Raw genomic sequence first — 11,795 nt, forward strand, 5'->3', positions numbered from 1 at the left:
GCAGGGGGCGGGCGGTGTCTAGCGCTTGTCGCCGCGCAGCATCTCCCGCTTGCCGGCAAAGCCTTTGCGCTTCTCGACGACAAAGCCGGATGCCTGAAGATTGCGGCGCACGAAGCCGGCAGCGGCGTAGGTGGCAAAGCTACCGCCGGGCGCGGTCTTTTCGAAGACGAGCCGCATCAGTTCTTCTGACCACATATCGGGATTGCGCGAGGGCGCGAAGCCATCGAGATACCAGGCGTCAAACCGGAGTTCGGTCTCGGCGACGCCTTTGAGTGCCGGGCCGCACACGACGGTCAGGCGCACGCCATCGTCGAACTCGATGTGGACATTGCCGTCGCGCTCAGCTGGCCAGCGGGCGACCAGCGCCTGGCGTTCGGCCTCGATTTCCGGCCACTGGCTGAGTGCGCGCGAGATCTCGTCGGCCGCCATCGGGAACCGTTCGAAGGACACGAAATGCAGCCGGTCACCGGCGGTGGCCGTCGTCTTCCACTGCCGCCAGGTCTCGCAGAAATTGAGGCCGGTGCCGAAGCCGAGTTCGCCGATCGTGAACCCACCAGTACCGGTCCAACGATCGGGCAGGCCGTTGCCGGACAGGAACACGTGGCCGCACTCCAGCCGGCCGTCGGTGCGGCAATAAAAGTGATCGCCAAACTCCCGGGAATAGGGCATATCGCCCTCGTGCCAATCAAGGTTCTGGTGCGACGGGGGCTCGATCGGGTCTGCGGGTGCTGTCATGGCAGAGGCGATAATCCGCCCGCCGGAGAAGGTCAATCGATGAGCGAGCTTTTGGTCGTCGGCGGTGGCATCATGGGGCTTTGGGCCGCCCTGACGGCTGCGCGTGCGGGCATGACCGTGCATCTCGTCGAGCGGGAACGCCTCGGATCTGGCGCAAGCGGCGGGCTGCTTGGGGCCCTCATGCCGCATATGCCCGACCGCTGGAACGCCAAGAAACAATTTCAGTTTGATGCCCTGGTTTCGCTGGAGCGGGAGATAGCCGAGCTCGAAGCCGAGACGGGAACGTCGACCGGCTACCGGCGTACCGGCCGGCTGATGCCGCTTGGCAGGCCGCATCTGCGTGACATCGCACTCGGCCACGAGCAGGACGCCCTGACGAATTGGCGTGCAGCCGACCGGCAGTTCCACTGGCATGTCCGGGACCAGGGGGGTGACGGTTGGCTGAGCGCGAATGCTGCCGAGCACGGTGTGGTGTTCGATACGCTGGCTGGCCGGGTGTCGCCACGGCGCGTGCTTGCGACCTTGCGCACGGCGCTCATGGAAAGACCCAACGTCCGTATCGATGAGGGTGCGGGTATCCGCGCGATCGATCCGGCGCACGGCCGGGCTGAGCGCGAGGACGGCAGCCGCGTGACGTTCGACCACTGCATCATTGCCGCTGGCGTCGGCAGTTTCCCGCTGCTTGATGCCTTGTCCGTTCCTTTGAAGACTGCAAGCGGCACCGCAGTCAAGGGCCAGGCAGCGCTGCTGAAGGCGGATGTCGATCCGGAACTGCCGGTGATTTTCACGGATGGCGTCTACATCATCGCCCATGACGACGGCCATGTGGCCGTGGGCAGCACCAGCGAGAACCGTTTCGCCGATCCGTTGGCGACGGACGAACAACTCGACGACCTGCTGCGCCGGGCCACGATACTCGCTCCTTGCCTTCAGCATGCCCCGGTTGTGGAACGCTGGGCCGGCCTGCGGCCGAAATCGGCGGGTCGGGAGCCGACCGTTGGACGACACCCGGATCACCCGAACCTCTTTTTATTGACGGGCGGATTCAAGGTGAGCTTCGGTATCGCGCATCGGCTCGCGCAGTTCGTCGTCGACGAAATCGCCGAGCGGGACACGATCGAAATCCCGGAATCCTTCTTGTGCCGGAATCACATAGCGGCGCTTCGCGAGAAACATCTTTAAGCCATTAAGGCGGGATGTCAGGCAAAGGGCCCCGCCGCCGGCGGAGCCCCGATCTCGAACATGCCTTTTCTGATCAGTCCTTACATCCAGTAAGGCGGCACGCCGTAATAGTCGTACACGCGACGCCCGTTCTCCTGGTTCCAATTGTATTCCTCGGTGCCGTGGTACTTCGGCGCGCGCTCGACCTGATCTCGGGTCACATCCGTGCGGTAGCCGCCGAGTTTCTCGTCATAGGTCAGCTTCGCCCATGGCAGCGGGTAGTGGTCTTCACCGATGCCGAGGAAGCCGCCAAAGCCGAGCACGGCATAGGCGACACGGCCGCTGCGCTTTTCGATGATCACCCGCTCGATCGAACCGATGTGCTTGTCGTCAGCGCCGTAGACCTTCGTGCCTTCAACCTTGTCGCTTGCAATCAGGTCATGGGTTTCCTTGATGCGGGCGTCCTGAAGGTTCGCATTGTGATAGGTCACGCTTTTTCTCCATCCTTGTTGTTACCTCTTGGGAACGGCTCGTCGCCGGGATGGTTCCGAAAAACTTGGCGCAAAAACTTGGCGCATCGCGGCGGCCGGGACGGCATGACGCGCCGCCCACTTCGTCAATCTGTCACGCAAATCACCTATTACGCGGCCATGGATCACGATGATGCGGGTCAAGGCGACCGACAATCAGGGGCGTGATCGATTGTTTCAAATCGCAGCGGAATGCGGGCGGAAAACCGAAAGGCGCTTTTCCTCATCCCGCTCAGACGGACCATCCGGAGCCAATTCATGCGCTACGCCATTTGTTTCACGCCGCCGATGGCCGACCCGCTTTCCGCGGTGGCTGCAAGCTGGCTTGGGCGCAACGTGTACTCCGGCGATCCCGCCGAGCTGCCCTCGGTCGCGGGCTTGAGTGCCGCTGATATCGCCTATCACACGGCCGTCCCCCGCCGTTTCGGCTTCCATGCGGTGATGATGTCGCCCTTTCGGCTGCATCCCGACATGACGGAATCGCAGCTGTTGAAGGCGCTGATGCATTTTGCCGGTGCCCAAACGCCCTTCGAAGTCGATCGCCTCGAGATCGCGCGCATCGGCCGGTGCTGGGGTCTGATGCCGCCGGTGCCGAGCACCGCCATGCATCTGCTGGCGGCCAATGTCGTCCAGGAATTCAGCGTCTTTCGTGCGCCGCTCTCGGAGGACGAGATCGAGCGCTCCGATCCGGATCGGCTCACGGCGCCGCAGTTTTCCAACCTGCACCGCTGGGGCGATCCGCATGTCATGGACGAATATCGATTCCACATGATGTTGACGGGACCGCTTGCCAACGACGCCCTGCGCCAGGTGGAGGCACCGTTGCGCGCACTGTTCGATCCGTGCCTGGCCGCACCGTTGTCCATTGGCAGCCTCGCGCTTTTCGTCGAGCAGGAGACCGGCGCGCCGATGCGGGTGCATTCGCAGCATCCGCTCGGCAAGATCGCGACGAAGGCGCGCGCCGAGCGGGCAAAGCGTGCCGCCGCCGATCCGTCGCTCAACTCGGGTGCGACCCGTCCCCTGCCGCTGATCGTTGCGGCGCTGATGGCGCACCGTCAGGTCGCGGATCTACCTCCCAAATAGGGCCGAGCGTGGATAGGGCAGCGCCAGAGGCGGCATGTCCGTGGGCGAAAAATACCGGAGCGATTTCGTTTCGTTGTCCGCGATCGGGTTCTGCGGGCCGGTAATCCGGCATTGGAACAGGGTCACGACATACTCGACCTGGTCGCCATTCGGGTAGGTGTAGCGAAACGCCGTTCCTCCGTAGACGCCGAGGATCCTGTCTATCGAGACGGGGAAGGCCGGTCTCTTCCATGACTTCCCGCATCACGGCTTCGTCAGGCGTTTCACCGGGCTCGATCGCGCCTGCCGGCAGGCTCCAGCCTTCGCCGCTTGCCTTCTCCTGCAACAAAATCTGCCCATCGGCGTTGTGTATGACGGCAGCGACGGATGGGCAGAGCAAGAGGCCGGACCCGATCTTTTCGCGAATACTCTGGATGTAGGTTTTCATCGCCTGATGCCGTTTGGTTGAAGCCATCCGGTAACTAAGACCGTTTTGCCACGCATCTCAACTCCGATCGTGAACGAGCGTCGCCATGGCGGTAAACGTCGCCCCCAACGGGCAGATTTCAGTATCGACAATCCGGTTGGCGATGATACCGTCCCCAAAAATACCGAAGGATGATTTGATGTCTGAGACCAGCTATCCGCGCGACCTCGTAGGCTACGGCCGCAATCCGCCAAAGGCGAATTGGCCGGGTGACGCGCGTATCGCCGTGCAATTCGTGCTGAACTACGAGGAGGGCGGCGAAAGCTGCATTCTCGATGGCGACCCGGCTTCCGAGTGCCTGCTGTCGGAAATCGTCGGCGCGCAGCCCTGGGCCGGTCAGCGCAATCTCAACATGGAATCGATCTACGAATACGGTTCCCGTTCCGGTTTCTGGCGGTTGTGGCGCATGTTCACCAGCCGCAACGTGCCGCTCACCGTCTATGGCGTGACGCAGGCCATGGCGCGCAACCCGGAGGCTGTCGCCGCCATGAAGGAAGCGGGCTGGGAAATTGCCAGCCACGGCCTGCGCTGGCTCGAATACAAGGATTTCCCCGAGGAGGTCGAGCGTGAGCACATCCGCGAAGTGGTGCGGCTGCACACGGAACTGACCGGCGAGCGGCCGCTCGGCATCTACCAGGGCAAGCCTTCGGCGAACACGCTGAAGCTGGTGCTGGAGGAGGGCGGGTTCCTCTATTCCTGCGACAGCTATGCCGACGAACTGCCCTATTGGGTGCCGGGCTTGCCGGCCGACAAGCCGCATCTGATCATTCCCTATACGCTTGACGCCAACGACATGCGCTTTGCGACCAACCAGGGCTTCAACTCCGGTGACCAGTTCTTCACCTATCTGAAAGACACGTTCGACGTGCTCTATGAAGAGGGCCGCCAGGGCGAGGCCAAGATGATGAACATTGGTCTGCACTGCCGTCTCGTCGGTCGCCCGGGCCGGGCCGCGGCCCTTGCGCGCTTCATCGACTACGTCATGTCGCACGACAAGGTGTGGGTGCCCCGGCGCATCGATATCGCCAACCACTGGTACCAGCACCACAAGCCGCAAGGGGCGCTCTGATGTCCGACCGTGACGACTTTGTCGCCCGTTTTGGTGGCGTGTTCGAACACTCGCCCTGGGTCGCCGAGCGCGCCTTCGACCGCGCCGCGGCGACGGGGCTGACGGCGGGCACCGTGCATTCGGCACTCTGCCAGGCTTTTCGCACGGCGCTGCCGCGCGAGAAGATGCAGGTGCTTCGCGCGCATCCGGATCTCGCCGGCAAGCTCGCCATCGCCGGCAAGCTGACGGCGGATTCGACCGCCGAGCAGGCGTCCGCCGGCCTCGATCGGCTCACGCCCGAAGAGCATGAGCGCTTCACGGCGCTCAACGACGCCTACACCAAGAAGTTCGGCTTCCCCTTCATCATCGCCGTGAAGGGGCTCACCAAGGGGCAGATTCTCGCCGCCTTCGAAAGTCGCATTGACAATTCGCCCGAAGAGGAATTTGAAACCGCTTGCGCGCAGGTTGAGAAAATCGCCCGCCTGCGGCTGCAGTCGATGCTTCCTGGAGACGAAAATGCCTGACAATACCGTTCGATCCGCGTCCTCGTTCCTCCGGAGGGCCGTCGAACTGGAGCTGACGTTCGCGATCGTCACGATCGCCTGCGAGGTTTGTGCCTGATGTCGCGCCAGCTCAAGATCGAACCGCTGACGCGCGAAGCCTTCGCACCCTTCGGATCCGTCATCGAGGCGGATCCTGCAACGATGCGGTACATCAATGGCGGTAATACGGAGCGCTTCCACGGGCTGGCGCGCGCCGACGTTGCCGGCGAGGGCGCCAATGTCATCATCAACATCTTTCGCGGCCAGCCGCGCGCTTTCCCCTATGCGGTGACGATGATGGAGCGCCATCCGCTCGGCAGCCAGAGCTTTTCGCCGCTCGACGACCGGCCCTGGCTGGTCGTGGTCGCCGAGGATGAGAACGGCCGGCCGGGTAAGCCGCGCGTGTTTCGGGCCGATGGCCGGCAGGGGGTCAACTACGGTCGCAATGTCTGGCATCACCCGCTGATGTCGGTCGGCGCCGTCAGCGATTTCCTGATTGTCGACCGCGAAGGTCCGGGCAACAATCTCGAAGAGTTCTTCTATGACGAACCCTTCGTCATTGAGAGCGCGACCTAGAGAGCAATTCCAGGAAAAGTGCGAAACGGTTTTCCGTCGGGAATTGCGTTGTTTCAAAGAGTTAGACTGTTTCTTCGTTTCGAAGAGATGATGAACAGTCTAACGGAATGAAGTGCGCGCGGGTTTCGGCCGGCGCCAACCCCTTTTTGGAAGAGGCAAGCGATGAGCAGCACCGGCCGCCTGACGACCCACGTTCTCGATACCGCCCTCGGCAAGCCGGCCGAAGGCCTGCGCATCGATCTCTATTGGCTGGAAGGTGAAGAGCGGCAGCTGATCCGCACCGTCCACACCAACAGCGACGGCCGCGTCGACGGGCCGATGGTCGAAGGCATCGGCTTCATGGCCGGCAATTACGAACTGGTCTTTTACGCCGGTGACTATCTGCGCCGATCCGGCACGACGCTGCCGGAGCCGGCCTTCCTTGATCGCATCCCCTTGCGCTTCGGCATCGCCGATCCGGCAAGCCACTATCACGTGCCGCTGTTGCTTTCGCCCTATGGGTACTCGACCTATCGCGGGAGCTGAGGGTTAGAGGTATTGCGCTCGCCTCGCGTTTTGCCGGAAGGGTTACTCCAAGCTCCCTCATCCTCGCCCTTGTGGCGGGGATCCAGCGACCCGACGTCATCAGGGTCAAAAGACTTTTCAGCCCAAGGACTTGGGCTGGTCCCGCAGTTCCATCGGAACTGCTAGAGATTCCTGTGACAAGCACAGGAATGAGGGCGGAAGTGGCTGTTGCCGTGGACTAATCCGCCAATATGCTGCGGTCAACGTCGTTGATGTCGCGTTTGCCGCAGAGCGCCATGGTGATGTCCATCTCCTTGCGGATGATTTCGAGCGCCTTGGTGACGCCGTCCTTGCCCATGGCGCCGAGGCCGTAGAGGAAGGGGCGGCCGATATAGGTGCCCTTGGCGCCCATGGCGACGGCCTTCAGCACGTCCTGGCCGGAGCGGATGCCGCCGTCGACGTGAACCTCGATCTGGTGGCCGACGGCATCGACGATGCGCGGCAGCATGCTGATCGAGGAATGGGCGCCGTCGAGCTGGCGGCCGCCATGGTTGGAAACGATGATCGCGTCGGCGCCGGTGGCCGCGGCCATCTTGGCGTCCTCAGGGTCGAGAATGCCCTTGAGGATGAGCGGCCCACCCCAGCGCTCCTTGATCCAGGCGACATCCTTCCAGGAGAGCTGCGGATCGAACTGTTCCGCCGTCCAGGCGCCAAGCGAGGACAGGTCGGTGACGCTTTTCGCGTGGCCGACGATGTTGCGGAAGGTGCGGCGCTTGGTGCCGAGCATCTTCATGCACCAGCCGGGACGCGTCGCCATCTGCCAGAGGTGCTTGGGGGTGAGCTTCGGCGGTGCCGAAAGGCTGTTGCGCAGGTCCTTGTGGCGCTGGCCAAGGATCTGCAGGTCGAGCGTCAGCACCAGTGCCGAACATTTGGCGGCCTTGGCGCGGTCAATCAGGTTGAGGACGAATTCGCGCTCACGCATCACATAGAGCTGGAACCAGAAAGGCTTGGTGGTGACCGATGCCACATCCTCGATCGAGCAGATGCTCATGGTCGAGAGCGTGAAAGGCACGCCGAAGGCTTCGGCGGCCTGGGCCGCCAGCATTTCGCCGTCGGCATGCTGCATGCCGGTGAGGCCGGTCGGTGCGAGTGCCACCGGCATCGACACCTTCTGGCCGATCATCGTCGTTTCCAGCGAACGGTTGGTCATGTCGACCAGCACCCGCTGGCGCAGCTTCACCTTGGCGAAATCCTCCTCGTTGGCGCGATAGGTGCCCTCCGTCCAGGCGCCGCTGTCGGCGTAATCGAAGAAGAGTTTCGGCACCCGGCGCTTGGCGAGCGCCTTGAGATCGCTGATTTCGAGGATTTGCGTCATGGAAATAGCCTTCGTCCAACAGGGATTGAACGAGCCATTACCATGTTTGCCGGAGGCTTGTAATAGCGAGAGCGCAAAGAGGTCAATTTTCTTGACCTCTTTGCGCTCAAGGGGATCAGGCCGTGGCCAATGCCGATTTCGCCGGCTTGCCCGCGACATAGGTTTCGACGACCGCGCGGTCGTCGCCCATGGTCTGCAGCAGGAAGAGCTCGTCGGCCAGAGAGTTGACCACTTCGGCGCGGAGCGCCATGGCAGGCGTTGCCGCCATGTCGAGCACGATGAAGTCGGCATCTGTGCCAGTCTCCAGCGTGCCGATCCTGTCGACCAGCGAAAGCGCCTCGGCATTGCCGCGGGTCATCATGAAGAAGCTCTCGAAAGGGTTCAGTCGCTCGCCCTGCAACTGCAGGATCTTGTAGGCCTCGTCGAGCGTCTTCAGCATGGAATAACTGGTGCCGCCACCGATGTCCGAGGCGACCGATGTGCGCACCGGCTTGTCGCGGCGCGAAAGCGCTCGCAGCGGAAACAGGCCGGAGCCTAAGAAGAGGTTAGAAGTCGGGCAGAAGACGGCCACAGAGCCGGTCTCGCTCATGGCGTCCGCCTCGCGGTCCGACAGATGGATGCAGTGGCCGAACAGGCTCTTGGGCCCGAGCAGGCCATAGCGGGCGTAGACGTCGGTGTAATCAATGGCTTCCGGGTAAAGCTCGCAGGTGAAGGTGATCTCGTCGCGGTTTTCCGAAAGATGGGTCTGCACATGCAAATCCGGAAACTCACGCACCAGCGATTTGGCGACCTCCATCTGCTCGGGCGTCGAGGTGATGGCGAAGCGCGGGGTGATGGCGACGTGGTTGCGGCCCTTGCCGTGCCAGTCGCGGATGACGGCGCGGGTCTCGTCGTAGCCCATTTGCGGCGTGTCGAGCAGGCCTTGCGGGGCATTGCGGTCCATCATCACCTTGCCGGCGATCATGCGCATGTCGCGGCGCAGCGCCTCGGCGAAGAAGGCATCGGCGGACGCCTTGTGCACCGAGCAATAGGCCGTCGCCGTCGTCGTCCCGTGGCGGACCATCTCGTCGAAGAAGCGGGTGGCGATGCGTTCCGCGTGAGCGGTCTCGACGAAACGGCACTCCTCCGGGAAGGTGTAGGTGTTCAGCCATTCCAAGAGGTTGGCGGCGTAGGAGGCCATTACCTGCATCTGCGGGAAATGCAGGTGCGTATCGATGAAGCCCGGTACGATGAGATGCGGGCGATGGTCGATTTCCTCGACGCCTCCGGGTGCACCGGCCTTGACGGTGGCGTAGGCGCCGCTGGCAACAATCTGCCCACCCTTGACCAGCAGCGCGCCGTCGCTCTCGTAGCTGTAGGCGGCGCTGTCGTCGATCGACGTCGGCGCGCGGTTGAAGCTCAAGAGCCGGCCGCGAATAAGGGTGGTGGTCATTGTGTCTTGCCTTCCTCGACGGCGCTTTCGAACCAGGCTGTCAAAAGCTGGCGCTCGTCCGTCGTCATGTCTGTCACGTTGCCGGGCGGCATCGCATGGCTGCGCCCGGCCTGGATATAGATTTCGCGGGCATGGGCGGCAATCTCTGCGTCGCTTTCGAGCACCACACCTTTCGGCGCCTGGGTGATGCCCTCATAGACGGGTTCGGCCGCATGGCACATGGAACAGCGGGTCGAGACCGTATCCCTGACGGCCGGGAAGTGGGCGTTTGCGGCAAAACGCGTGAAGGCAGGCGCGACTTCTGCCTTCTTGTCATCGCCGCCGGTCAGCACCTTCGGCACGGTCGAGAGCCACATGATCAGGATGAAGAGAAGGGCGGTGACGAGCCAGGTCCAGGTCGGCCTGCCCTTGCGGGCGTGGGTGGTGTTGAACCAGTGGCGGATGGTGACGCCCATCAGGAAGACCAGCGCAGCGATGATCCAGTTGAACGCCGTCGCAAATGCCAGCGGATAGTGGTTCGACAACATGAAGAAGATGACGGGCAGCGTCAGGTAGTTGTTGTGCAGCGAGCGCTGCTTGGCCTGGGCGCCGAGTTTTGGGTCCGGCGTGCGGCCGGCGATCAGGTCGGCGACGACGATCTTCTGGTTGGGGATGATGATGAAGAAGACGTTTGCCGACATGATCGTCGCGGTAAAGGCACCGAGATGCAGGAAGGCGGCGCGACCGGTGAAGACCTGGGTGTAGCCCCAGGCCATGACCACCAGCGCCACATAGAGCAGCGCCATCAGGCCCCAGGTGTTCTTGCCGATCGGCGACTTGCACAAGAGGTCGTAAAACAGCCAGCCGATGCCGAGCGAGGCGAGCGAGATCAGGATCGCCGTGGTTGCCGATATGTCGAGCACGTGGCGGTCGATCAGGAAGAGATCGGCGCCGCCGTAATAGACGATACAGAGCATGGCGAAGCCCGAGAGCCACGTGACGTAGGATTCCCATTTGAACCAGGTGAGGTGTTCGGGCATCGAGGCTGGCGCCACCAGGTACTTCTGGATGTGATAGAAGCCGCCGCCATGCACCTGCCACTCCTCGCCATAGGCGCCGACCGGCAGGTGATCGCGCTTCACGAGACCCAGGTCGAGCGCGATGAAATAGAAGGATGAGCCGATCCAGGCGATGGCCGTGATCACGTGCAGCCAGCGCACGGCAAAGGCCAGCCATTCCCAGGCGATGGCGAACTCGTACATTCAGATCCCCTTTGTCCCAATTGTTTCACCTTGCGCAAAAACGACGGTGGGGAAAAGGGGCTCTGTGGCTCCTTAAGCGCTATTTGCCTGCAGGAATTGTGGCGGGCAGAGCTCGCCGAGGATCCAGTCGCGGAAAATCCGGATCTTCGGCGTGTTGCGGCGGGCATGGGGATAGGCGAGCCAGTAGTCGCAACCGTCGCTACAGCGCAGATCGAAGGGCTGGTAGAGGCGGCCGAGCGCCACATCGTCGGGGTAGAATTCCGGCGTCAGGATGGCGACGCCCTGGCCGGCGACGGCGGCGCGCGCCTCGAAGGTCTGGGCGCCAAGCCGGCTGTGCGGTCGTCCCTCGAGGTCCGGGTCCGCGACGCCTGCCGCCTTGAACCACATCGGCCACCAGGGATCGCCGGCATCGATGATGCGAAGCTTCAAGAGATCGCGCGGCTCGTGCACGCCGCCGATGGTGGCGGCAAGCGCCGGACTCAGCATCGGGCTGAACTCGACGCGCATCAGTGGATGGGTGTCGAGGCCGGGCCAGACGCCGCCGCCGGAGCGGATCGCGAGATCGGCGGGCTCGCGGCTAAAATCGGTGAGCGAGTCGCTGGTCGTCAGCCGCACGGCGATGTTCGGATGGGCGAGCTGGAACGAGCCGATGTTGCGCGCGAGCCATTGCGAGGCAAAGGTCGGCGTCGAGCTGATGAGCAGCGCGCTGTCGATATCGCCGCGGGCATTGGAAACGGCCTCCTGCAGCATTTCGAAAGCTTCGGTCACCCGCGGCGCCATGCGCTGGCCGACGTCGGTCAGCGAGATCTGGCGCGGGCGGCGCAAAAACAAGGGCTCGCCGACATTCTCCTCGATCAACTTCACCTGGTAGCTGACGGCCGTCTGGGTCATGCCCAGCTCTTCGCCGGCCTTGGTGAAGCTGCCGAGCCTTGCGACCGCTTCGAAGACCCTGAGCGCATTGAGCGGAAACTGCTTCGACATCTTCATGGATAAGTTCTCTTGATGCATGCAGACGGATGTTCGATTGGATTTCGATCCTCCTCCACGGCATCCTTCAAGTCAACTTCCCAAGACGAACAGGTGCTGAAATGAGTTGCGACGC

Annotated in this window: 13 protein-coding genes; 6 read left to right on the plus strand and 7 right to left on the minus strand. The window is 62.9% G+C overall.

Going from position 1 to position 11,795, the window contains the following annotated elements:
- Positions 1 to 18 precede the first annotated feature (18 nt).
- On the minus strand, positions 19 to 735 hold the full coding sequence (gene mnmD, locus VGO04_RS15655) for a tRNA (5-methylaminomethyl-2-thiouridine)(34)-methyltransferase MnmD (RefSeq protein WP_327496879.1): 717 nt from the start codon (positions 733 to 735) through the stop codon (positions 19 to 21).
- A gap of 39 nt (positions 736 to 774) precedes the next feature.
- On the opposite strand from mnmD, the gene VGO04_RS15660 reads away from it, so the two are divergent.
- A complete protein-coding gene (locus VGO04_RS15660) occupies positions 775 to 1,917 on the plus strand; it encodes an FAD-binding oxidoreductase (protein WP_327496880.1) in 1,143 nt (380 codons plus the stop codon).
- Between the two features lie 80 nt (positions 1,918 to 1,997).
- On the opposite strand, the gene VGO04_RS15665 is transcribed toward VGO04_RS15660, so the two are convergent.
- Positions 1,998 to 2,387: a PRC-barrel domain-containing protein gene (locus tag VGO04_RS15665; RefSeq protein WP_327496881.1), complete on the minus strand. Its 390-nt coding sequence runs from the start codon at positions 2,385 to 2,387 to the stop codon at positions 1,998 to 2,000.
- Positions 2,388 to 2,684: 297 nt separating this feature from the next.
- Here VGO04_RS15665 and VGO04_RS15670 point away from each other — a divergent pair, with 297 nt between their 5' ends.
- On the plus strand, positions 2,685 to 3,509 hold the full coding sequence (locus VGO04_RS15670) for a DUF1045 domain-containing protein (RefSeq protein ID WP_327496882.1): 825 nt from the start codon (positions 2,685 to 2,687) through the stop codon (positions 3,507 to 3,509).
- Here VGO04_RS15670 and VGO04_RS15675 read toward each other — a convergent pair.
- Entirely contained in the window at positions 3,424 to 3,963 is a 540-nt protein-coding gene (locus tag VGO04_RS15675) for an NUDIX domain-containing protein (protein ID WP_327496883.1), read from the minus strand. The two genes, VGO04_RS15670 and VGO04_RS15675, sit on opposite strands and share 86 nt — an antisense overlap.
- A gap of 151 nt (positions 3,964 to 4,114) precedes the next feature.
- On the opposite strand from VGO04_RS15675, the gene puuE reads away from it, so the two are divergent.
- From puuE to uraH, 4 genes are all read left to right on the plus strand, one after another.
- Positions 4,115 to 5,044: an allantoinase PuuE gene (puuE, locus tag VGO04_RS15680; RefSeq protein WP_327496884.1), complete on the plus strand. Its 930-nt coding sequence runs from the start codon at positions 4,115 to 4,117 to the stop codon at positions 5,042 to 5,044.
- Positions 5,044 to 5,547: a 2-oxo-4-hydroxy-4-carboxy-5-ureidoimidazoline decarboxylase gene (uraD, locus tag VGO04_RS15685; protein WP_327496885.1), complete on the plus strand. Its 504-nt coding sequence runs from the start codon at positions 5,044 to 5,046 to the stop codon at positions 5,545 to 5,547. Before puuE ends, uraD begins: the two co-directional genes overlap by 1 nt.
- A gap of 96 nt (positions 5,548 to 5,643) precedes the next feature.
- Complete coding sequence (locus tag VGO04_RS15690; RefSeq protein WP_327496886.1) at positions 5,644 to 6,141, plus strand: ureidoglycolate lyase; 498 nt, start codon at positions 5,644 to 5,646, stop codon at positions 6,139 to 6,141.
- 162 nt (positions 6,142 to 6,303) lie between these two features.
- Positions 6,304 to 6,666 (plus strand): hydroxyisourate hydrolase, encoded by a 363-nt coding sequence (uraH, locus tag VGO04_RS15695; RefSeq protein ID WP_327496887.1) that lies wholly within the window; start codon positions 6,304 to 6,306, stop codon positions 6,664 to 6,666.
- 217 nt (positions 6,667 to 6,883) lie between these two features.
- Here uraH and VGO04_RS15700 read toward each other — a convergent pair whose 3' ends face one another.
- The 4 genes from VGO04_RS15700 to VGO04_RS15715 all read right to left on the minus strand — a co-directional run bounded on the left by VGO04_RS15700 (position 6,884) and on the right by VGO04_RS15715 (position 11,680).
- Positions 6,884 to 8,020 carry an alpha-hydroxy acid oxidase gene (locus tag VGO04_RS15700; protein WP_327496888.1) on the minus strand — a complete coding sequence of 379 codons (1,137 nt, stop codon included), beginning with the start codon at positions 8,018 to 8,020 and terminating at the stop codon, positions 6,884 to 6,886.
- Between the two features lie 115 nt (positions 8,021 to 8,135).
- On the minus strand, positions 8,136 to 9,452 hold the full coding sequence (gene guaD / locus VGO04_RS15705; RefSeq protein ID WP_327496889.1) for a guanine deaminase: 1,317 nt from the start codon (positions 9,450 to 9,452) through the stop codon (positions 8,136 to 8,138).
- A complete protein-coding gene (puuD, locus tag VGO04_RS15710; protein WP_327496890.1) occupies positions 9,449 to 10,693 on the minus strand; it encodes a urate hydroxylase PuuD in 1,245 nt (414 codons plus the stop codon). The genes guaD and puuD overlap by 4 nt, the downstream gene beginning before the upstream one ends.
- A gap of 72 nt (positions 10,694 to 10,765) precedes the next feature.
- Positions 10,766 to 11,680 carry a LysR substrate-binding domain-containing protein gene (locus VGO04_RS15715; RefSeq protein ID WP_327496891.1) on the minus strand — a complete coding sequence of 305 codons (915 nt, stop codon included), beginning with the start codon at positions 11,678 to 11,680 and terminating at the stop codon, positions 10,766 to 10,768.
- Between the last annotated feature and the right edge of the window lie 115 nt (positions 11,681 to 11,795).

This window comes from Ensifer sp., assembly GCF_035999185.1.
Lineage (GTDB): Bacteria > Pseudomonadota > Alphaproteobacteria > Rhizobiales > Rhizobiaceae > Ensifer.